The sequence below is a fragment of the Chitinophaga filiformis genome, assembly GCF_021646545.1.
Taxonomy (GTDB): domain Bacteria; phylum Bacteroidota; class Bacteroidia; order Chitinophagales; family Chitinophagaceae; genus Chitinophaga; species Chitinophaga filiformis_A.
In genome coordinates this window covers 516,557-538,296 of sequence record NZ_JAKIRP010000001.1, presented here as the reverse complement: position 1 = coordinate 538,296, position 21,740 = coordinate 516,557, and the positions used below count along the sequence as shown (strand labels likewise).

The following is a 21,740-nucleotide window of genomic DNA, read 5'->3' as shown; positions in this document are numbered from 1 at the left end:
TAGTAAGTATTTGTAATCTGGAATTTTAAAAAGAAAAAACTAATGGAACATACACATACAGGAGTAGCGCACGAGGAGCATGCACATGATTCTTCTACGAAATCGATCTGGAAAACGTTCTGGATATTATTAGCGATCACTGTTTTTGAAGTAGGTCTGGCATTCCTTTACCTGGAGTACGACTTCATGGCAAGATGGGCCCTGAACGGTATCTTCGTAACGTTGACACTGGTAAAGGCATTTTTTATCGTGGCTGAGTTCATGCACTTACGTCATGAGATCAGGAACCTGGTAATGACCATTCTGATGCCTTTGTTATTGTTTGTATGGTTCATCATTGCCTTCCTGGCAGATGGTGATTCCTGGAAAAATATGCGTAAGAACCTGTCTCCGGGAACTCCCGTAGCTCCAGCTACGCATATCAGCAACGAGCCGGCACATCACTAAAACAACTTTATATGTTACGCTTTACAGGTGCTGCTCTATTCGTAAGGCAGTATTTGTAAAGCGTAAATTTTATCTGACCATTTAAAACTTCAGGCCATTACCAAGAGAGGACTTATAGGATTGATGTTGGCAATATTGGTGCCATTGGCGGGATACCTGATAGTAGATCATTACAGTAAGGATGTTGTACCTATCCCCCGTTACTATATACCTGAAAAGGTAGATACAATAGTAAAGAATGGTACTGCCACATATGATACCACTTTCCATGTGGTAAAAGACTTCACCTTCACTAACCAGATGGGCCAGAAAGTAAGTCTCAAAGACTTACCGGGAAAGGTCATACTGGTCAATTTCTTCTTCACCTCCTGCCCAAGCATCTGCCCGAGAATGATGGCGAACCTGGAAAAGGTACAGCAGGCGTATGTCAAGAACGACACTTTATTACAGATGATATCACTGACAGTAGATCCTGAAAGAGACTCTTCTGAGCAGTTGCGTATGTATGGTGTAAAGCATGGCATTAATCCCGACAACTGGTGGCTGGTGACCGGCGGGAAGAAGGATATTTATGACTGGGCGAGGAATGAGGTTTTTGTAAGTGTAACCCAGGGAGATGGCGGACCGGATGATTTCATTCATACCGAGAAGCTGGTGCTGCTGGATAAAGATCATCATATCCGCGGATATTATGATGGATTGGATTCAAACGCCGTACGCAGGTGTGCAAATGATATTGCAGTGCTGCACCTGGAAAAAGACAGGCACAGGCCGGGATTATTGAAACGGCTTTTTTCAACAACAGAATAGTTTATGCGGGGTACCACAACGCCCTCAATCACAGCTATGGATATCAAGAGTAAAAATCTTAACATGCCGATTGCTATTGTCTCAGTAGCAATACCCGTGGTGGTAGCAATCTTATTCTACCTGCCACGCCCGAACATTGAGATTGGCTTCAATGTACAGATACTTCCTCTGTTCCATGCGATATTGAATTCAACGACAGCAGTACTATTGCTGGCGAGTTTGTATTTCATCCGCAGGGGGCATATCAAAGCGCATAAAACAACGAATCTGATAGCAGTAGCGCTGTCAGCATTGTTCCTTGTTTCTTATGTTACATACCACTTCTTTACGGAAAGTACCAAGTTTGGCGACACTAACCACGACCATGTGGTAGATGCAGCAGAAAAGGCGCTGGTAGGTGGTAGCGCTTATATTTATTATTTCATTCTGCTGACACATATCCTGCTGGCGATCGTTATAGTACCATTGGTATTGTTTACACTGCTGCGCGGTTTCCAGTCAGATTTTGAAAAACATAAGAAGATAGCGCGTATCACCTGGCCGATATGGTTCTATGTGGCTATAACCGGTGTGATCGTATATGTAATGATATCTCCCTACTATTGAGAGACGGTAATGGAGGAAATGACAGGAATGCTTAAATTTACTGTATGAAAAAGATCGTTCAGTTATTGGTGATGATATTATGCTTCGGTGTACAGGCTATGGCGCAATGCTCGCTTTGTACTAAAACAGCTCAGCAGCTGGGAGAAGGTCCTGCAAAGGGTCTGAATAATGGTATCCTGATGCTGGCAGCCACACCGTTGATAATCATCGGCATAATGGTGTTCAGACACTGGAGAAGTAACCGTGAGGCATAAAGCACCACACTACATCCTAAAGATATTAAAGTAAGAAGGAGGTCCGGTTTTACCAGACCTCCTTTGATGTTCTTATTAGGATACAGTTTACGACTATTTGTATTTGTTACCTGCAGCCTTCCATTTCATAAATATGATAGCCCTGTTGCAGAATGTTTTGTTCCCACATCGGGATCACTTCCTGCACGTGGCAAAACCGGCAGTCCCTGGAAGAAACAGATTGTTTTTCAATAGATTTTGACTTGAGATATGCATTTCCAAAGGTGAGCACATTCTCATAATTGGTGTCGGCGGATACGATAATGTCGAAGTGCATGTAACCGCCCTCACGACGTTTCACGTAGGTGTCAAAGATAGCAACCTCCATAGTAGCGCATTCAGTTTTAGGTCATAGAATATAGTGAATCGATAATGGATTAGGTGGATACAAAATTAGGAATGGTAAAAAGCTGAAGAAATATTTAACATCTTATTTACCAGTGCTAAAACGGATAAGCGGTGATCATAGGAATAATACTAATGTTGTTTATACCACTTATTAATAAATTAAACTTTTTACTAAAACATTGATTCTCTGTTTACATACATTAACTTCCGGTTAACATAACTAATGAGATAATTATACGGTGGTTATTCCTCTGTTGGAATATGTAAATTGAGCGTTTAAACTGACCTGCAATGAAAGGTATTTTCCAGTTATTTATAAAAGGAGGTATTCCGATTTCGGCTCCTGTAAATATGGAAACATCGGTTCCTGTGAATCCCATTCCCGGAAAGAACATTCCTGTGTTACTTTTTATGTCTGTTGTAGTGGCAGCTGTGGCTGCTATGATCACACAAGGCGGAATGATGGCGATGCGGGCATTACAAACATATAGCGGCTTGCCCGGCATGTCCCGGGATCTGGATGAGCACGACATTATGGTGCTGCTGATACCGGTCATTGTTACCTTTGCTATCGTTGTTTTTCTTCGTTACGCAGGTGAAAAAACGAGGCAACTGTTAAGACCTGTTCAGAGTTTCCTTTCCATTAACGCCGGTATTCCGCTTGGATTGGAGGGGCCTGTCGCCGACCTGCCTTTCGTGGTGGCCGGTCAGGTGAAAAAAGCCGGCGTCCGTGAGAAACAGATCCTGGCAGCGGCAGCTATGGCAGGAGGCATAACATATCTTTTTGGTAGTCCCTTGGCGGCCATTGCCCTTATCATCGAGTTACTGATGGTAGAACTGACCTGTATGGGTATTACGGCAGTGATATTGGGTGGAGGAACCGGGATGTTGTTACATTACTGGCTAACCGGGAGTGAACCGGTATTTATGATGCCGGAAGTAACAACAGCGGGTGTGCCTGCATTGCTGGGATACACGGTTACCGGTGTATTGATTGGACTGGTGGCCGTGCTGGCGAAGAAGATGATTAACGGAACAGGTAGTCTCTTCCGTAAGCTGCCATTCGATAAATTGTGGTGGCCTGTAGTAGCAGCTATTATTACCGGCCTGTTGGGATATTTCACACCGGAAGTACTGGGGGCGGGTTATGAACATATAGATAGCTTGTTACTTGGCCAGGTTACGCTTCAATTCCTCGTGGTAATGGCGGTGGGAAAACTATTACTGATGAGCATTGCTGTGGGCAGTGGTATTCCGGGAGGAACTATTGCTCCATTGCTGGTATCAGGCGGAGCACTGGGGCTGTTTGTGACTTTCCTGCTGCAGTTTATGTTTCCCGGGGTACAACTGAATTTCGCACTGGCGGCTTTGGTTGGGATGACAGCCATGTTCGCCGGAGGTAACAGGGTTTTGCCTGCTGCTATCCTTTTCGCAATAGAAACGACTCATATCACCAATGCCCTGTTGCCGGTTATCTGCGGATGTACTGCTGCTTATCTGGTGGTATTCCTGCTGGCAAAAAAGAAGCTAGCACAGCCGGCTGTGCTAGCTGAAAAGATCTCCTGACCCTCGCGGGATTATTCAGCAAATACTTTTAATCCTATAATCGAAGCTATCAACATAAAAAGGAAAAACAGGCGCCAGAAGACTGCAGGTTCTTTGAACAGCAATATGCCTGCAATAGCGGTACCTGCAGCGCCGATACCAGTCCAGACAGCATAAGAAGTACCTATGGGAAGCCCGTTGGTAATTGCCTTGTTCAGGAACAGAAAACTAAGCGAGATACAGGCAAAGAAACCGATAGATGGCCAGAGCCGTGTAAAGTTCTCAGAATATTTCAGTGAGATAGTAAAGCCGATTTCAAATAATCCACCGATAATCAGGAATATCCAGGCCATGATGAATGAGTTTTAATGATATTAGAAATTGCAGATCCGGTTTGGAAGGTTGCATCGCTGATAGCCTATGCCAGGTTTATTACCACGATCAACTCTGGTGAGTGCTCACAGTGAATAATAATTCCCTCCATCATGCTTCAGCAGAAACCGTGCAAATGGAACATGCGTTTACGTATTGTTATAGCAATGGTGTTATTGTGCTGACGCACCTTGTGTGCCGGCAAACGGCGTCGGGGCTGAGTGTTACAGCATGACCTTGCCTGTTATCCAGGATTCGTCATTGCCGGCTGCATAATGGAATACAGCGTACGCGATGGAGATACGATATGTAGGAAATCTTAACACGCGGCAAAGATACGTAATCCGGGGGCTTAGTAATTGTTCACAAAGCGGTAGAGATTGAATGCACCGGTAGTCATTTGTTGTAGTATCTGCTCCTGCAGTGAACGGCGGTTAACATCTTTCATACGCCGGTGTTGTAATAACTGATACGCTTTTTCCGCCAGCAATAAGGCATGATGCTGACGATTAGCCTGCACCTGTTGCTGATGACCGGTAATAGCATTCACCAGCGCAGCCAGACCTTCTTCTTTTGTGGCAATGGTTTTCAGTACAGGGATCTCCCAGTTTTCTTTATGGCGGCTATGCGCCAGCAATCTGAGGTTCTTTACAAATTCGTCGGCATTATCTCTATCTGCTTTATTCACCACGAAGATATCTGCAATTTCCATAAGTCCTGCCTTCATGGTTTGTATCTCATCCCCTGCTTCCGGTACGACAACTACAACAGTTGTGTCGGCAATGCCGGCAATTTCTACTTCACTCTGTCCCACACCAACTGTCTCAATAAACAAATAATCGAAACCGGCTGCCTTTATCAGGTCACTTACTTCTATGATCTTGGGACTGAGACCTCCTAATGCTCCCCTGCTGGCCATGGAGCGGATAAATACCTGCTGGTTATCAAAATGTTGCCCCATGCGGATACGGTCGCCCAGTAAGGCGCCATAATTGAACGGTGAAGAAGGATCAACAGCGATGATCGCAATCCGTTTGTCCTGGCCCAAAAGAAATGTTATCAGGGCATTCACGAGCGTGCTTTTCCCTGCTCCCGGAGGGCCGGTAATACCTATTACCCTGGTATCACTGTTTGCCGGAAGTGCTTCGAGCAATTGCTCATAACCGGCAGCCTCATTTTCAACGAGTGAAATGCTCCTTGCAAGGGCCTTGACTTCTTTGTTCATTAAGGACGATAAGAGGGGCTGATGCATGCATCTAAATTACGTAATTCATTATTGATTATATATCTTCGCAAACATTATATCTCTCATATGAAAGTATCGGGGTTCACTTTTGTTCGAAATGCAGTAAAGTATGATTATCCGGTGGTGGCAGCTATCAGCTCCATTCTGCCTTTGTGCGATGAAGTGATTGTCAGCGTGGGTAATTGTGACGATGGTACCCTGGAACTGATCCAATCTATCGGTTCTCCGAAAATTAAAATCACACATTCCGTATGGGATGATTCTCTGAAAGAAGGAGGCCGTATCCTTGCAGTAGAGACGGATAAGGCATTTGCACATATAAGTCCTGATGCTGACTGGGCGTTTTATATACAGGCAGATGAAGTTGTGCATGAACAGGACTATCAAGCTATTCGTGCAGCCATGCGTGAACACCTCGATGACAAACGTGTAGAAGGATTACTGTTTAAGTATATGCACTTCTTCGGTAGTTATGACTACGTTGGTGATTCACGTACCTGGTATCAGCATGAGATCAGGGTGATCCGTAACGATAAACGTATCTCCTCTTACCGTGATGCGCAGGGGTTCAGAAAAGAAGGAGAAAAATTGCATGTAAAGCAGGTGAACGCAAGCATGTATCATTACGGATGGGTAAAAGATCCGGAAATACAGGCAAAAAAACTCAACAGCTCTTTTCAGCTATATCATGGCGCTAATGAAGAACAGGTCAGCAACCGGGTGCCTATTGTGCAATTTGATTACGGCGAAGTTGACTCACTGGCGCCTTTCAAAGGCACACATCCTGAAGTGATGAAGGAGCGGATCAAAAAGAAGAACTGGCAGTTCACACATGATATCAGCCGGAAGAAATTTTCATTTAAAGATAGTATCCTGTATTGGATAGAGAAGAAGACAGGTAAACGTTTATTCGATTACAGGAATTATAAGATTATTTAAACCAGGAATCAGTAAGTGGCAAATAATATTGCCTTTTCCTGATTCCCGGCAGAACGTTATCAGTACAGACTTCTGTATAGTTTCATATACTCTCTTGCGTTAGTATCCCAGCTGAATTTTCTGGCATGTTGCTGTATGGCGTCAACAGGATTGTTAGTTGCATAATGTGTCAATCCCTGCTCCAACACCTGTTGCATATGTTCATTGTCAAACTGCTTAAAATAATATGCAGCGTCTCCTCCTATTTCGGGTAAACTCGTTTTGTCTGAAAGAAAAACCGGTTTACCAAAATGCATCGCTTCCACAACAGGTGCACCGAATCCTTCTGCTACCGAAGGGAACATGAAGGCTTTACAATTTTTATAGTACCAGTATTTCTCCTCATCAGTGATACTGCCGAGTAATTTAACCCGCGAGCTGACGCCATATTTTGCAGCCTCCTCTTCTATCTTTTTAAAATAATCTCCCTGTGTTTTTCCTGCTATCAGCAATTCATAATCGTTATGCTCCAGCAACCTTGGTAATACATGGAAATTCTTTTTGGGCAGTATCATTCCGATGGCAAACAGGAAGGGCGCTACGGGCCTGTATTGCGGTGCGTCGAAGCCGGGAAATTCTTTTATTTCAGAGCCCTGGTAAATGATGCTGCATTTACTTTTAGGTACCTTGATATATTCCTGTATAGTGTTCAGCGTGAATTGAGAGATTGCAACGATACGATCTGTCTCATCTGCCTGTCTTTGTATAGCTTCCAGTGACCTGCTTTTCTCTGCCTTGCTTTTATTAGGTTCAAAAAGGAAATTCAGGTCATGAATAGTGAGGATGGTTTTCTTTGCTTTCTTCCTTGGCCATACATTCCCTGTCTGATGTACGGCGTGCCATATATCCATTTCCGACGGATTAAAAGCATATCGGTGATACCATTTGTAAGGGATCTTTTTGAAGTCGCCCTTAAAGTCATTGAAACCTCCGGGCAGATAATAGCGCAGTTGTTCGTCGTCTGCCTTCAGTTGCAGCAGGCGTTGACCCAGCTGCATACAGAAGGTATACAGACCATTATGAGGATATTTTAATTTCTCGAAGTCTAAACCGATACGATGCATATATAAAAATAGGATAAGTTAATACAGACTGCGATAAACCTGTAAGTAATTTTTTATCGCATGATCGAATGTCATGGAAGCTGCCCGCTCTTTCATGGCAGCGACCGGCTGTATGTTATTGAAATGTTGCATTCCTTCTTCAAAGACCTGCTGCATGTGTGCCGCTGCAAAGTCGCGGAAATAATAACACAGCGGACCGCCCACTTCCGGCAGGCTGGTCTTATCAGAGAGAAAGCAGGGTTTGCCTTCACTCATGGCATCTACAACAGGCAGCCCAAAACCTTCTGCCAGCGATGGAAATGCAAATGCTGTACAACGGTGATAGTACCAGTATCTCTCCTGGCTGGAGATACTTCCCAGTACCTTCACCCGGTCAGCCACCTGGTATTGTTGCGCAGTAGCCAGTATTTTTTCCTTATACGTTTCGTCAAATACAGGGCCCGCAATGACCAGTTCGTAGTCATTGTGTTGTAACAACGGCGGCAGCACATGAAAATTCTTTTTCGCATCAATACTACCGATGGTAAAAATGAAAGGGCGTTGAGGCCGGTATACAGGATTGTCGAAATCAGGAAAGGTTTCCAGTGTCCCGCCATTATATATCACACTGGCAGGTTTGTTGCGCAGATCAAGGTGTTGTTTGACATCTTCAAGCACGAACCGGGAGATAGTGACAACATGATCTGCACGGTCTATATTCCGTTGGATCTTCTTCAATACGGAATCTCTCTTAGCCGGAGAGATGGATTGCTGGTGAATAACGTTGAGATCGTGTATAGTCAGTACATGCCTGGTATTCTTGTTGGAGGGACGGAAATGTGAAGATTGAAAAGAGGTATGCCATATATTCAACTGCGGAAAAGAAGGCATCAGCCAGCGATGCAGTTTCCTGTTGATAATATACTGTTCCTGCGGACCAAAAAATCCTTTGCGGTTAGCTGGCACATAAAACACTATTTTTTCATCTTCTGCTTTGTTGCGAAGCAGCGCATTACCGAACTGTTTGCAGTATTCAAAGAGTCCGGTATTGGCATATCTCATTTTTTCGCAATCAAACAATATTTGCCGCATGGATAAGATTTAGATTTGAAGCTGAAGGCCTTACACGCATGCCGGGCTCATTTCAACGTATCGGGCAAATATAGAGAACATCCTTATATATTTCATTCGTAACAACTAATTCTATAATTTAGGCTATATGACGAATTTTATTCCAATATTTCCCCTTGGCGTTGTGGTATACCCGGACGAGCAGTTGAATCTGCATATCTTCGAGCCAAGATATAAACAGCTTATCAGAGATTGCATTGCTGAAAATAAACCCTTTGGTATTCCCGCAGTGATCGATAAAAAGGTGGTCGAGTATGGTACATTGGTAGAAATCGTAAGGATAGAGAAAACATATGACAATGGAGAGATGGATGTCGTGACCCGCGGCATCAAGGTATTCAGGATACTGGAAGTGATCAAAAGTATTCCGGACAAGATGTTCACCGGGGCCATCGTTTCCTACCCTGAAAATCATTTTAACAGTAATAACCGACTGCATGCACAGGTATTGCAGGCACTGAGGGAATTGCATCACATTCTGCAGATCAATAAGACGTTTAAGAAGGCGGATGAAGAACTGATCGCTTATGATATTGCCCATCATGCCGGCCTGTCCCTACATGAGGAATATGAGGTGCTGCATCTTTTCCAGGAACTGCAACGTCTGGAATACCTGAAACGTCACCTCCTGAAAGTCATTCCTTTAATGGCGGAAATGGAGCGGCTGAAGGACCGGGTAAAATTGAATGGACACTTCCGGAATCTGACCGCCGGAGATATCTAAAAGGCTCCGGCTTCTCCCCGTTCCTGGTTTGCCGGGGATTGTCTACATTTGGGGCCGGAAAATGCCCGTTAGGGCCCCTATCAATCACTAATATGAACAGAATTATAGCGCGTATAGCGTTTGTTTTTTCTCTTTTGGCGATGGTGTCCTGCGAAAACGATATGAATGCCATCATGAACCTCGATAAAAGTACGACAGCCGTTGAGGAGGGAAAAGATATAGAATCCATGTACAGCCAGACAGGACGTGTAAAAGCGAAACTGACGGCGCCAATGATGCTCAGGCACCTGAAGCCTCCTGTATATGTTGAGTTTAGTAAAGGTCTTAAGGTGCTGTTTTATAATGACAGCCTGGATGTGGAAAGTACCCTTACTGCCAGATATGGAAAATATTTTGAGAATGATGCCAACATCTTCCTGAGGGATCATGTGGTGGTGATCAATAAAAAAGGCGAAAGACTGGATTGTGAAGAGTTGAACTGGGATTCCAAACTGCAGAAGTTCCTGTCTAACAAGCCGGTACGTATCAGCACTGTTACTGACACACTTTATGGTACAGGATTAGAGTCTAACCAGGATTTCAGTGATTACACCATTTTGCATCCTAGCGGTCCGTTCATTATACAGGACAGTACAATGATGAATTAACAATATCACCGGTTTATCGGCTATAACGAGAACGGCCCGACATCGCATCTGCAATGTCGGGCCGTTTCGCTTTAACCTATTTTTAACCTAAAATTTTGTCTCTATAAAAACGCAAGAACCATGCCATTAAGTATATGCAAATAGCAGGTTTTTTCCTGATATAAGCGTTAAATATTATGTGATATCCGGCGCTCAACAATTGCCGCTTACCAGCCCTTAAAACGGCGGCATTTGTTAAATGTTGGTTTGATGATAGTTATCAAGGCGATGTATTAGGAAGGCTATAGGTAGAATATAGGTTAAAAAATTATCGTATTAGTTTGATTACTACTATTTTTTTTATTATTTTCCGTTCATAGACGTTCGACATGGAGACAATTACCTGGGCAGATTTTGAGAAAGTAGAGATAAGGGTAGGGACAATCACAGCGGCTGCCGATTTTCCCAAAGCGAAGAATCCCGCTTACCAGCTGACAATAGATTTCGGACCGGAGTTAGGCATTAAGCGATCTTCCGCCCAGATCACGAAGTTATACCAGCCGGAGGAGCTGATCGGTAAACAGGTAGTGGCGGTAGTGAACTTTCCCGTGAAACAGATAGCGAATTTCTTTTCGGAGTGTCTGGTATTAGGAGTCGTTGGAACTGATAAGGAGATCGTGCTGCTTCAGCCGGATAAATCTGTTGCAAATGGGCTTAAAATAGGCTAAAAAGCTAACTTGTTGATAGTATATTCACTATTGAATAGTGAAATTATACAATTGAAAATTAATATAATATGATAATATTTAGTATATGAGTGCTGACCTATCCAAACATGCTGTTTTACGAACTATTTTATAACGTTCACGGAAATAGGGCATAAACACATGGAAGCCTGCTATATCTTTGGCTCAGGTTTTTCATAGGATATGGTTAAAATTATTACAAGGGCGGTATTCTTACCGCCCTTCTATTTTAGAGCCGGTTGCTGATTTATAAGCCCCTTTTACTTCAAATAGTTGATCTTCAATTCTACTTATCAAGAAAGACCCTGAAAATGGGTATATTTTTCCCTACTTATCCTTATACGTTCACCTTCTGTTTCGATACGTTCCCCAACTAAAATATAGCATTCACTAGAATAGCCTTTGAGGGTATGCAAAATACGCGCACCTTTGGTACAGGTTTTTCAATAAAGATATGGTTAAAATTTTTCGGGGCTGTAGTCTTGCAGCCCCGTTTCTTTTTCCTGAAATCCCGATCCACTCTTCCAAGATCCTTTCCCAGTAACGATTTTCCTTCTTAAGGGCGCTTTAACACCGAGCTCATAGTAAGTCTTTTCCTCTTTTGCGTTTAGCTGGCAAATTCATACGTTGGACGGAAATAAGTGGGTATTTTGACTGTGTCGTCTAATACGTTAAACCGGGAAATCTGTACGTTCACGGATGTAATGATCTCTTTGAGCTTCTCCTCCATATCTGGCTTTAGCATTCTCCACCTTTTCTGGAACGGCAGAGGCTACTTTTCCGGGTTCTTCTATCTTCTAAGTTGTGGGATTACTTTCTTTTGAGGCGTGGTCATAAAAGTTATTAGCACCGTCCTCCGGGATTCAATGACGTCCATATTACAGGGGTATTGGTGTATTGTTAGTTATGCTTATCGGAAAGGGGCGCACCTGAAGCCGCAGCGGGAGCTGCAACAAACGGAATCAAAAAAGCCGGTCAGCATAACACTAACCGGCTCTGAATATCAAAAAGGAAGACTACTGCTCAAACTCTCTCGGAAAAGGACGCTCCAGCAGATAGCTATAAATGAAACGGTACATTTCATTATCGCTATGCCTGTTTTTAACACTGTTGCGCCAGCCGTGCCTTTCCCCCGGGTATACCATGAACTCGAAATGTTTGCCAAGATTCTCCAGCTTATCTACCAGCTGAATACTATTCTGCATATGTACATTATCATCCATAGTACCATGCACGATACGGATAAGCCCCTTATAGCGGTCAGCATATGTGACAGGAGAAGTCATGCTGTAACCGGCAGGATTTTCCTGAGGCGTATCCATATAACGCTCAGTGTAATGGCTGTCATACAACTGCCAGTCAGTTACGGCGAAGTTGGCCATACCATGGGTGAAAACATCTGCACCATAAGTCAGGGCCATGCATGTCATGTAACCACCGAAGCTACCACCTGTCATGCAGACCTTGGTGGTATCCGTCCAGGGTTGTGCCCTTAGCCATTTGGCGGCATCCATATAGTCTTCGATTTCATGCTTACCCAGCTGGCGGTGAATGTAGTTCATCCCCATTTTACCCAGTTGTCCGGAGCTGCGGTTGTCGATCGCTACCTGAATAACGCCCTGTTCAGCCCACCACTGGGTGCTGAGTGGCGTTTTCCAGTTGTCGTATACAGTACCGGCGTCAGGACCGCCATAGATGCTGATCAGAACGGGATATTTTTTGCCTGGCTGCATGTGTAACGGCATGGTGATGGTCATTGGAAGTTCCAGGCCGTCGCGGGTCTTGTAGTATTGCAGTTTAGTCTCTGCAAGATTATACTGGCTGAATTGAGCGCCTTTAGCGTCGCCCAGTTCGCGTACTACTTTGCCTTTGTTGTTCAGCAACGCCATTTTGGGCGGAGTGGACAGATTGGAATAGGTAGTAACGAAATAGCTGCCGTTAGGGCTTACATCCACTGCGTGGAAGTAGTCGCCGAAGGTAAGGCGGGTAATAGCGCCTGTTTTCATGTTCACCTGATAGAGGTCTGTACGGGGGGAGGCCTCCTTACGGGCGGTGAAATAGATGATACCTTGTTTATTGTCGATAGCAGGGATGTCTTTTACTGTCCAGTTGCCGGAAGTGAGCTGTTTATTCAGGGAACCGTCCATATTGTGCCAATAAAGATGTGCCCAGCCGCTTTTATCGCTTTTTAGAATGAAACCTTTGCCACCTGTGAGGAAGGGAATGTTTTCATACCAGTCGATCCAGGTGGATTGCTTTTCACTGTAGATTTCCTTCTTCTGACCGTTATCCGGGTTGATCTCATAGATCTTCAGGTTATCCTGTCCGCGGTTCATCCATTGTACCCATAAGCGTCCTTCAGGAGTGAAGAAGGGGGCGCCAAAGTACTGGTCGTCTTTTTCGTTGAAGTCAGCCCATAAGGTTTTGCCGCCTGTTACGGGTACAGTACCTATTCTTACTGCAGGATTGGTATCGCCCGCTTTAGGATAGCGGGTGTTTTCCAGGTAGCCGTGTTGTCCTTTTTCACTGTAGATAGGGAATACAGGTACCTGGGAGTCATCGAAACGCATGTAGGCCAGGTAACGGCTGTCAGGGCTCCACCAGAAAGCACGGTATCTGGACGCACGTCCGAGGATCTCTTCATAATATACCCAGGAAGCCCAGCCATTGTACACTACGTCAGAGCCGTCTGTAGTATAGCGGATCTCCTTTTTTGTGGCAATCTCAATGCTATAGAAATCATTGGCGCGGGTAAAGGCAACATATTTCCCATCAGGGGAAAGTGTCGGGTTCCTTTCCTGGGCGGTATCACTGGTGAGTTGTGTTTCGGTACCCTCTGCGGAAGTGTAGATGATATCATGATTGCGTACCTGTACATTGGCTCCTTCCGGAGGAGTCGCATAGGGTTCCGCCTTACCGGTAGCTGCGTCTACTTTCCAGGCTTTAGAGGCGCCACCTGCAGTGCGGTATTCAATGTAATGAGAGTCGTCAGCCCATCCTTTGATGGCTGGTAGTGGTTGATAAAGTCCGGTCGCTTCTCCTCTGAAGATCTGGCGGAATGAAAGGTCTTTTTTGTCCTGTGCCTGAAGGCTGAGACTGAGAACGCTCAGCGTTATCAAACAGGCTGACCCGTAACGTGTTGTATGCATGTTTAGCTCTTGTTGTAAAATTTCCCGCAAAAAGAGCTAAAATAATTAAATAAAGAAATGATCAGCCTGAAATTACGGATGGGCGGAGCAAAGACCTATTTTCCGGTATTGGCTACCATTATGGCCGCAGCCATTAGCGCAACATCTTTCAACAGCATGGTAAGCGATGGCAGATCTTCGGTGGCGTGAGGGATATGCACCAGCACAATAACGACGAGCAGGAAAAGTGCCAGCAGGTATCCCGCCAGTTTTACCGCTACATTAATGATGAAGGAGATAGCTGCCAGTATCAGCCCCAGGCCTGTGATGTAAATCCAGATCCTGCCGCCGGGGATGGGGACTGCGGCTGCCATAATATTGGCGTGTACAAAATGAATGATACCAAAAAGACCCATGACAACAGCGTAGAGAATAATGGCAACCCGGGTGGGAACGATAGTTTTCATACGGTTTTGGTTTTTGACAAATGTAGGGGGAAATAGTTAAGAAGTTGTACGTGAACCTGGATACAAATGATTATTTATTAGGTATTTACATAACGGTATCAATAGCGTCAATCGGCTCCGGGTGCCGTGTGTTTGTAGCGCGGGGTGCAACCCCGGCGAAACGAATTGGTGCAACCGCGGCGGACGAAATGGCGTCCCCCGGCCCATACAAAACGATGCCCCGGGAGACGCAAAGATCAACCCGGGGGCAACGAAACGATGTAACCCGGAAACGTATCCAATGCAAAACGGGCGTATCACTACTCATGATACACCCGTTTAAATATAATTGGGAGCCTGGTAATCCGGCTCAGATCTTCCCCGAAGGGAAAATAATCACTACGCCATCTTCTCCGGCTTCATCTGTGGGAAGAACAGCACATCCTGGATGGAAGGCTGATTGGTCATGATCATGGTAAGACGGTCTATGCCGATACCGATACCGGAGGTAGGCGGCATACCATATTCCAGGGCGCGGAGGAAATCGTAGTCGATGTACATCGCCTCATCATCTCCACGTTCCATCAGCTGTACCTGCTCTTCAAAGCGAGCGCGCTGGTCGATCGGGTCGTTCAGCTCACTATAGGCGTTCGCAAGTTCCTTCCCGTTCACCATGAGCTCAAAGCGCTCTACCAATCCTGGTTTGCTACGGTGCTTTTTCGTAAGCGGACTCATTTCCACCGGATAGTCAATGATGAAGGTAGGCTGTACGTAATGTCCCTCACATTTTTCGCCGAAGATCTCGTCTATCAGTTTACCCTTACCCATGCTTGGTTTTACATGGATGCCCAGTTGGTTGCAGGTAGCGCGCAGCTGTTCCTCGTCCATGTTGGACACGTCGATACCGGTATGTTCGAGGATAGCGTCGTACATGCTGATCCTGCGGAAAGGCGCTTTAAAGTTGATGGTTTTCTCTCCCACCTGTACTTCTGTTGTGCCGTGAAGGGCTATAGCGATCTTTTCCAGCAGGGTCTCTGTGGTACGCATCATCCACTCATAATCTTTATAGGCGGCATACATTTCCATCACGGTGAACTCCGGGTTGTGGGTACGGTCCATACCCTCGTTACGGAAGTCTTTCGCAAATTCGTATACACCTTCAAAACCACCTACGATGAGGCGTTTGAGATACAGTTCATTGGCAATACGCAGGTACAGTGGTATATCCAGCGCATTATGGTGGGTAGTGAACGGACGGGCCGCTGCACCGCCGGGAATAGGCTGCAGGATAGGTGTTTCCACCTCCAGGTAGCCCATTTCATTATAGAAGTCGCGGATCGTCTTCAGGATAAGAGTGCGTTTGATGAACACATCTTTTACCTGCGGGTTCACGATCAGGTCTACATAACGCTGCCGGTATTTGAACTCAGGATCAGTAACGGCATCGAAGGTCTCTCCTTCTTTTTCACGTACCACCGGTAATGGACGGATGGACTTTGCCAGGACGTCCAGTTTGTTGACATGTATAGATAATTCCCCGGTTTTTGTGATAAAGGCGAAACCTTTCACACCTATAATATCGCCCAGGTCGAGGAGTTTTTTGAAAACGGTATCGAACATGGTTTTGTCGTCACCGTTGCTGATATCATCACGACGGATATATAGCTGGATACGTGTAGTATGGTCCTGAATCACCACAAAGGCGGCCTTTCCCATATCGCGTACACTCATGATACGGCCGGCCAGGCATACGTCCTGGAACCGGTCCTTGGTCTCTTCCGTATACAGGGCCTTAACGTTGGCAGCCGTATTATTTACCGGATATTCTTCCGCCGGATAAGGGTTGATGCCCAATTTCTCCAGTTCCTGCAGTTTCTCCCTGCGTATGATCTCTTGCTCAGATAATGGTGTCATGTAGTACTGATTACAATAATGGAGTGCAAAAATAATCGATTTAAGGGGGAAATGAACGAAACGTGGAATTGGCACCAAATTTTCATTACACATAAGCCCCCTGTCGGGATTCATCAGCTTATAAAACCACAAAGGATGAAAACCATTATTGTACCTACAGACTTCTCCGCCACTGCTTACAATGCCGCCCGTTACGCACTGGGCCTGGCGCAGCAGATGGGCACTACCCGGATCGTGCTTTATCATGCATATGAACTGATAGTGCCTATTCCGGACGTTCCTACTTCCATTCCCATGGTAGATCCCACTGAGCTTAAGACTGCCAGCCTGGAAGGCCTGGAACGTATGAAACAGGACCTCCTGGCCGAACTGCCGGAAGGAACAGTGCTGGACTATCGGGCAGACAATGCCCTCCTGGCGGCTAATATCGATACCCTCAGCAAAGAGGAAAATGCAGATCTGATCGTAATGGGTACTACCGGCGGCAGCCAGCTGGAAGAGATCCTGATCGGTTCCAATACAATAGATGTGGTGAAACATACTACCTGCCCGGTACTGATCGTGCCTTCCATGGCTACTTTTAAACCTGTCAGGAAGATCGTTTTTGCCTGCGACTTCAGGAAAGTAGGTACCCACACCCCGGTTTATCCGCTGAAACGCCTGCTGGACGTTTTTGGGGCAGAACTGCATGTGCTGAATATTGATAAGGAAGGTAAGGGGCTGGGTAAAGATACGCCACAAGCCAGCCTGCTGCTGGACAGTTTACTGGAGGGGTACCATCCGAAGTACCATTTTGTGGACGATAGCAACGTGGTACATGGCATTATGGAGTTTGCAGACAAGGAGCAGGCAGACCTGATCCTGACCATTCCCCGCAAACACGGGCTATTTGAAGGGATTTTTAAACGCAGCCGTACCGCTCAGCTGGCATTCCATACACATATTCCCCTGCTGTCTATCCACGAATAACCGACCATATTGCCACTCGTCCTTGCCGTTAAACTTCGGGGGATCTTTTTGTTCTAACTTTAGATCTGCGGATCTTAAATATTGTTACTATTTTGCATATTAAACCACAACATCAGTCTATGTACAAGAAACTATGTCTATTGTTATTATCCAGTGTAGCCTTACTGCCAGCGTCCCAGGCCCAGTTGCTGAAGAAATTGGGAGATGCTGCTAATTCTGCTGTATCTAAAGCTTCCGGTTCCAGCAATGTTACCCAATCAGAAGCAGGTAATGCCATTAAAGAAGCCCTGTCAAAAGGCGTGGCTAATGGTATCGCTTCCCTGAACAAAAAAGATGGCTTTTTCGGAAATGAAATATATAAGCTCTTATTACCTCCAGACGCTGTAAAGATCGGTAATACCCTCCGTTCTGTGGGGCTGGGCAGCCAGGTAGATAAAGCAATCCTGTCTATTAACCGTGCTGCCGAATCGGCAGTTGGATACGCCGCTCCTATCTTTGTAGATGCGATCAAGGAAATGAGCATTACTGATGCGCTGAAACTGGTTTCCGGCGGTAATAATGCTGCGACTGAGTATTTTAAAGGTAAGACCACTGATAAGCTGAAAGCTGCTTTCTCTCCTGTTGTAAAAGGTTCATTGGACAGCACCAGTGCCACCAAATATTACGGAGATATCGTGACTACATACAACAAGCTGCCTACCACTTTCAATAAAGTAAATCCTGATCTGCAGGACTACGTAACTGGTATGGCGGTGAATGCACTGTTTGACCAGATTGCCAAGGAAGAAGCGAATATTCGCGCTAATCCTGGTGCAAGAACAACTGACCTGTTAAAGAAAGTGTTCAGTAAATAATTACTCAATCATTCAGAGATAGATAGTAGAACGCCTCGTATCGAAAGACACGAGGCGTTTTTTATTGTATGATCTTTTCTTTATACAGTCCCTGCGAGTAATACCTGCCAGGCGTCCTGTACACGTCCCTGCTCCAGCAGGCGTTGCGCATGACGATGCAGTTCTTTCTCCATCTCGTCGGGTGTGATACTGTAATACTGGATGATATTCTTCAGATGATCGTCATCAAAAGCCGGATCAACAGTGGGTTGCTGCTGCACATTGGCTAGCTGCCCCAGGTTATTACCCGTCAGGATGCTGCTTTGCCGGATGGCCGGCGGTAACGCATCTATTCCTATGCCCAGTTCCGTGAGTGGTTTAGCTACTTCGAATACGGCTGCGCCGGATGCCCGGCAGTAATAATCTCCTCCCATTCTGGCTACCAGGTCTATCTTGTGAGGATCGATGACGCCATTTTCATTTAAAATAGCATCGTTGATGTGAATCAGTACCGGTTCACAGATCACCAGGTTGCCGGCGCCTCCTTCCCGCCCCTGCGGCAACACTTCTCTTACAATGCACTCAAACTGTACAGGACTCTCCTTTACACGGAAAGGTTTCACTTTTTCAGAAGGCTGCGGCGTGAAGCCGGCCTTCTCAAATTCGTTCACGCCTCTAGGATACTCACAACTGGAAAGAGACGCTTGCTGTACCATAGCATAGGTAACCACGTTGATGACCACTTCCATGGTTTCCAGGACGTTCTCCAGGGTATGTTTGGTAGTATTGTCGCGTACCCTGCGGGAGGGGGAAAATATAAGTGTGGCAGGGTTACTGCCGAAGAGGTTAAAAAAGCTGAAGGGAGACAGGTTCGGATGTCCATCCTTATCGACAGTGCTGGCAAAACAAATAGGTCTCGGAGCGATAGCGCCCTGTAGATAGTTATGCAGTTGTGCTGTCTTGATCTGCCCTGGAATGATCTGCATGTAAATGGTTTATTTTTTCAATTGCAGAATGGAGAAAGTAGAGTCTTCTTCCACAATTGTATTTGTAAGTGTGCCTAATCCGTCTATCGTCATTTCCACCACATCGCCGGCTTTCAGCCATTGTTCCTGATAGTTCGGATCATTGAGTTTACCGGTGCCATTCAGTTCCAGGAAACAGCCGGTGCCTACGGTACCGCTACCTATTACGTCACCCGGCAGAATATTGGCGCCATATGCACAACGTTCGATGATCTCAGCAAAGGTCCAGTCCATGTCTCCCATGTTGCCTTCACTTACCTGTACCCCATTGACGCGGCAGGTCATTTTCAGGTTGTAGTTCTTACCCGTGTGACCTGGTCTGGGGGGAATGAGCAGGTGTTCCAGTTCATCCGGCGTAACCAGCATGGGCCCTATTACAGTACTGAAGTCTTTTCCCTTCGCAGGACCAAGATTAAGTTTCATTTCTTCCATCTGAAGCGTACGTGCACTCATGTCATTCATGATCATGAAGCCCGCAATGTAGTTATCTGCTTCTGCAGCCGGTACATTACGGCCGGGTTTACAGATCACAACAGCGGCTTCCAGCTCAAAGTCGAGTTTATCAAAATGATCCGGCATGCAGTAGATGTCGCCGGGACCTTGTATGGCATTGTGATTGGTAAAATAGAAGATGGGGTACTGGTCAAACTCAGGGATCATCTCTATCCGGCGGTTACGGCGTGCAGCCGCTACGTGTTGACGGAAAGCATAACCATCGCGACAGGATGTCGGGAACGGCACTGGGGCTAGAATGTCTACTGACTGGTATGGCACTGGTGTAGCCTTACCGACACTTTTGCCTGCTTTTAACTGTGCTTCCGCTTCACGGGCAATGCCTATAACTTCTTCCCACATGAGCAGGAAATGCTGCATGTTGCCAGGTAATTGAGGATCGAGGTCCTGGGTGTTGTACAGTTGATCGCCTATGAGTATTGCCAGCTGGTCAACCTCATCCCGGAGATAAGTAACAAGTTTCATAAAGTAGTTGGTTCTGGTTGTATGATCTGTAAATATAGGCAAAATGAGATCGTTGCAAATAAACACATCACGATACGGCATTACTGCAAAAAAGGCAGTTCGGATAGAGCCGCCCGTTTTAAGCGTAGACTGTGTTCACACAGCTTATCTTGTTATGTATATTGCACTCATTATTTGCAGGCTACGTAGGGATATGCTCGTTTGCGAATAGTGTTGGTAGCGGCAGTACAGATAATTTCGTTTAATTCAATAAATAAAGGTAACATTACACAACAAAGGGTTCTTACAGCAATATTTTGACTGCTACAGCTGAAGCATTATTTCATGCATGTAGCATAATATCAATGTTGCTGCCGCATATTTAAGTAACCCGGCCCCATGTACTGCATAAAAATTTATATTAACATATTCCCGTAGCGCATAAGATCGGCATAATATTCGCGGGTAGCTCTTTTGGCTAAGACTATGGATTAAGGAACGACGTATCATTCGTTTAAGCACTTATTTGCATTAAATAAAGGAGTTATGAAGTTTGATAAGATTAAGAACAAGGGGCAGGCGCGATTATTTGAAAGCAGGTATTTAGAGATGCTCACCAAAACACATCCCCTGGTAATATGGGCTATGTATGTACCTATTATCAGCTATATGTTATACTACAGCAATACCACATTGGAATTTAGTATTGCCCGTGTAGCGACAGTTTTTCTGGGAGCCATGTTTTTCTGGACGTTGTTTGAATACATCATGCACCGCTACCTGTTCCATTTCAGTAGCGAGAATCCAAAAGTAAGAAGGATCATCTATGTGATGCATGGTAACCACCATGAGTACCCCCGTGACAAACAAAGATTATTCATGCCCCCTGTGCCCAGCCTGATCCTGGCTTCTGTTATTTTCGGCGCACAGTACCTTTTCCTGAAAGAGTATACTTTTATGTTTTTTCCCGGTTTTATACTGGGCTACCTGATCTATGGAAGTATGCACTATGCTATTCATGCCTGGAATCCACCTGCCAAATTCCTGAAGCCATTGTGGCGTAACCACCATCTGCACCATTATAAAGGCGATGAGAAAGGGTTCGGAGTGAGTTCCAGTATGTGGGATCATATTTTCGGGACAAGCTTTGACCTGGAAAAGGAGAAGGAAGACAAGGAGAAAGTAAGGGAACTGATGTTCAACAAGCAATAATCCTGTTCACCACTTCTCTTCACCATCATCTGGTGGAGGCTGGCTATAAGTTTTACGGGCAATGATCTTTTCCTGTTGTCTTTCTATCAGCAATGCGGCTATCTTTCTATACACCCCTGGGGTAAGATCTGATTCCAGTATGCTGCGGATCTTAGACTCTGAGACATCGACTTTATATAGCAGTAGCACAAATTGCTGAAAGTCTGTACTGATCAGGAACTCGAGTTTTTCTGCCAGTAATGCTTCCAACTGATCATAAGTAATACCCGGAGCAGTCTGCAGGACAGCATCTGCTGATAATTGTAAGGTAGTTTCCGGAAGTAATTGTATCATATACAAAA

Annotated in this window: 24 protein-coding genes; 12 read left to right on the top strand and 12 right to left on the bottom strand. The window is 45.3% G+C overall.

Going from position 1 to position 21,740, the window contains the following annotated elements; genetic code table 11:
• Positions 1-42: 42 nt before the first annotated feature.
• The 4 genes from L3C95_RS02200 (at position 43) to L3C95_RS02185 (ending at position 2,117) form a co-directional block, all read left to right on the top strand.
• Positions 43-447, top strand: a complete 405-nt coding sequence (locus L3C95_RS02200; RefSeq protein ID WP_236384739.1) for a cytochrome C oxidase subunit IV family protein — start codon at positions 43-45, stop codon at positions 445-447.
• A gap of 123 nt (positions 448-570) precedes the next feature.
• Positions 571-1,257 carry an SCO family protein gene (locus L3C95_RS02195; RefSeq protein WP_236384737.1) on the top strand — a complete coding sequence of 229 codons (687 nt, stop codon included), beginning with the start codon at positions 571-573 and terminating at the stop codon, positions 1,255-1,257.
• Between the two features lie 63 nt (positions 1,258-1,320).
• A complete protein-coding gene (locus L3C95_RS02190; RefSeq protein ID WP_236384735.1) occupies positions 1,321-1,863 on the top strand; it encodes a DUF420 domain-containing protein in 543 nt (180 codons plus the stop codon).
• A gap of 44 nt (positions 1,864-1,907) precedes the next feature.
• Positions 1,908-2,117, top strand: coding sequence for a hypothetical protein (locus tag L3C95_RS02185; RefSeq protein ID WP_236384734.1), 210 nt, complete (start codon positions 1,908-1,910; stop codon positions 2,115-2,117).
• Between the two features lie 106 nt (positions 2,118-2,223).
• Here L3C95_RS02185 and L3C95_RS02180 read toward each other — a convergent pair whose 3' ends face one another.
• Positions 2,224-2,484 (bottom strand): DUF2024 family protein, encoded by a 261-nt coding sequence (locus tag L3C95_RS02180; protein ID WP_236384733.1) that lies wholly within the window; start codon positions 2,482-2,484, stop codon positions 2,224-2,226.
• Between the two features lie 311 nt (positions 2,485-2,795).
• Here L3C95_RS02180 and L3C95_RS02175 point away from each other — a divergent pair, with 311 nt between their 5' ends.
• On the top strand, positions 2,796-4,070 hold the full coding sequence (locus L3C95_RS02175) for a chloride channel protein (RefSeq protein WP_236384731.1): 1,275 nt from the start codon (positions 2,796-2,798) through the stop codon (positions 4,068-4,070).
• A gap of 11 nt (positions 4,071-4,081) precedes the next feature.
• On the opposite strand, the gene L3C95_RS02170 is transcribed toward L3C95_RS02175, so the two are convergent.
• Together L3C95_RS02170 and meaB are read right to left on the bottom strand one after the other, a co-directional pair.
• Positions 4,082-4,402 carry a DMT family transporter gene (locus L3C95_RS02170; protein WP_236384729.1) on the bottom strand — a complete coding sequence of 107 codons (321 nt, stop codon included), beginning with the start codon at positions 4,400-4,402 and terminating at the stop codon, positions 4,082-4,084.
• 371 nt (positions 4,403-4,773) lie between these two features.
• Positions 4,774-5,646, bottom strand: coding sequence for a methylmalonyl Co-A mutase-associated GTPase MeaB (meaB, locus tag L3C95_RS02165; protein WP_236384726.1), 873 nt, complete (start codon positions 5,644-5,646; stop codon positions 4,774-4,776).
• 87 nt (positions 5,647-5,733) lie between these two features.
• Here meaB and L3C95_RS02160 point away from each other — a divergent pair, with 87 nt between their 5' ends.
• Positions 5,734-6,606, top strand: coding sequence for a glycosyltransferase family 2 protein (locus tag L3C95_RS02160; RefSeq protein WP_236384723.1), 873 nt, complete (start codon positions 5,734-5,736; stop codon positions 6,604-6,606).
• Positions 6,607-6,665: 59 nt separating this feature from the next.
• Here L3C95_RS02160 and L3C95_RS02155 read toward each other — a convergent pair whose 3' ends face one another.
• Together L3C95_RS02155 and L3C95_RS02150 are read right to left on the bottom strand one after the other, a co-directional pair.
• The gene (locus tag L3C95_RS02155; protein WP_236384722.1) at positions 6,666-7,709 is read right to left on the bottom strand and encodes a glycosyltransferase family 4 protein; all 1,044 of its coding nucleotides are present in this window, start codon (positions 7,707-7,709) and stop codon (positions 6,666-6,668) included.
• 18 nt (positions 7,710-7,727) lie between these two features.
• Complete coding sequence (locus L3C95_RS02150) at positions 7,728-8,780, bottom strand: glycosyltransferase family 4 protein (RefSeq protein WP_236384721.1); 1,053 nt, start codon at positions 8,778-8,780, stop codon at positions 7,728-7,730.
• Between the two features lie 127 nt (positions 8,781-8,907).
• On the opposite strand from L3C95_RS02150, the gene L3C95_RS02145 reads away from it, so the two are divergent.
• The 3 genes from L3C95_RS02145 to L3C95_RS02135 all read left to right on the top strand — a co-directional run bounded on the left by L3C95_RS02145 (position 8,908) and on the right by L3C95_RS02135 (position 10,897).
• A complete protein-coding gene (locus L3C95_RS02145) occupies positions 8,908-9,543 on the top strand; it encodes an LON peptidase substrate-binding domain-containing protein (protein ID WP_236384719.1) in 636 nt (211 codons plus the stop codon).
• Positions 9,544-9,635: 92 nt separating this feature from the next.
• Entirely contained in the window at positions 9,636-10,190 is a 555-nt protein-coding gene (lptC, locus tag L3C95_RS02140) for an LPS export ABC transporter periplasmic protein LptC (RefSeq protein WP_236384718.1), read from the top strand.
• A 368-nt stretch (positions 10,191-10,558) separates the two neighbouring features.
• Positions 10,559-10,897, top strand: a complete 339-nt coding sequence (locus L3C95_RS02135) for a tRNA-binding protein (RefSeq protein WP_236384715.1) — start codon at positions 10,559-10,561, stop codon at positions 10,895-10,897.
• 625 nt (positions 10,898-11,522) lie between these two features.
• Here L3C95_RS02135 and L3C95_RS02130 read toward each other — a convergent pair.
• The 4 genes from L3C95_RS02130 to lysS all read right to left on the bottom strand — a co-directional run bounded on the left by L3C95_RS02130 (position 11,523) and on the right by lysS (position 16,403).
• The gene (locus L3C95_RS02130; protein WP_236384714.1) at positions 11,523-11,660 is read right to left on the bottom strand and encodes a hypothetical protein; all 138 of its coding nucleotides are present in this window, start codon (positions 11,658-11,660) and stop codon (positions 11,523-11,525) included.
• Positions 11,661-11,931: 271 nt separating this feature from the next.
• Positions 11,932-14,064 (bottom strand): S9 family peptidase, encoded by a 2,133-nt coding sequence (locus L3C95_RS02125; RefSeq protein WP_236384713.1) that lies wholly within the window; start codon positions 14,062-14,064, stop codon positions 11,932-11,934.
• Positions 14,065-14,159: 95 nt separating this feature from the next.
• On the bottom strand, positions 14,160-14,510 hold the full coding sequence (locus tag L3C95_RS02120) for a hypothetical protein (protein ID WP_236384711.1): 351 nt from the start codon (positions 14,508-14,510) through the stop codon (positions 14,160-14,162).
• 378 nt (positions 14,511-14,888) lie between these two features.
• On the bottom strand, positions 14,889-16,403 hold the full coding sequence (gene lysS / locus L3C95_RS02115) for a lysine--tRNA ligase (RefSeq protein ID WP_236384710.1): 1,515 nt from the start codon (positions 16,401-16,403) through the stop codon (positions 14,889-14,891).
• Between the two features lie 135 nt (positions 16,404-16,538).
• Here lysS and L3C95_RS02110 point away from each other — a divergent pair, with 135 nt between their 5' ends.
• Positions 16,539-17,372 carry a universal stress protein gene (locus L3C95_RS02110; protein WP_236384708.1) on the top strand — a complete coding sequence of 278 codons (834 nt, stop codon included), beginning with the start codon at positions 16,539-16,541 and terminating at the stop codon, positions 17,370-17,372.
• A 119-nt stretch (positions 17,373-17,491) separates the two neighbouring features.
• Complete coding sequence (locus L3C95_RS02105; RefSeq protein WP_236384703.1) at positions 17,492-18,226, top strand: DUF4197 domain-containing protein; 735 nt, start codon at positions 17,492-17,494, stop codon at positions 18,224-18,226.
• Between the two features lie 80 nt (positions 18,227-18,306).
• Here L3C95_RS02105 and L3C95_RS02100 read toward each other — a convergent pair whose 3' ends face one another.
• Positions 18,307-19,191 carry a flavin reductase family protein gene (locus L3C95_RS02100; RefSeq protein WP_236384702.1) on the bottom strand — a complete coding sequence of 295 codons (885 nt, stop codon included), beginning with the start codon at positions 19,189-19,191 and terminating at the stop codon, positions 18,307-18,309.
• 9 nt (positions 19,192-19,200) lie between these two features.
• Positions 19,201-20,208 (bottom strand): fumarylacetoacetate hydrolase family protein, encoded by a 1,008-nt coding sequence (locus tag L3C95_RS02095; RefSeq protein WP_236384701.1) that lies wholly within the window; start codon positions 20,206-20,208, stop codon positions 19,201-19,203.
• A 525-nt stretch (positions 20,209-20,733) separates the two neighbouring features.
• Here L3C95_RS02095 and L3C95_RS02090 point away from each other — a divergent pair.
• A complete protein-coding gene (locus tag L3C95_RS02090; RefSeq protein ID WP_236384699.1) occupies positions 20,734-21,399 on the top strand; it encodes a sterol desaturase family protein in 666 nt (221 codons plus the stop codon).
• A gap of 6 nt (positions 21,400-21,405) precedes the next feature.
• Here L3C95_RS02090 and L3C95_RS02085 read toward each other — a convergent pair whose 3' ends face one another.
• Positions 21,406-21,732, bottom strand: a complete 327-nt coding sequence (locus L3C95_RS02085; protein ID WP_236384695.1) for a hypothetical protein — start codon at positions 21,730-21,732, stop codon at positions 21,406-21,408.
• Positions 21,733-21,740: the final 8 nt, after the last annotated feature.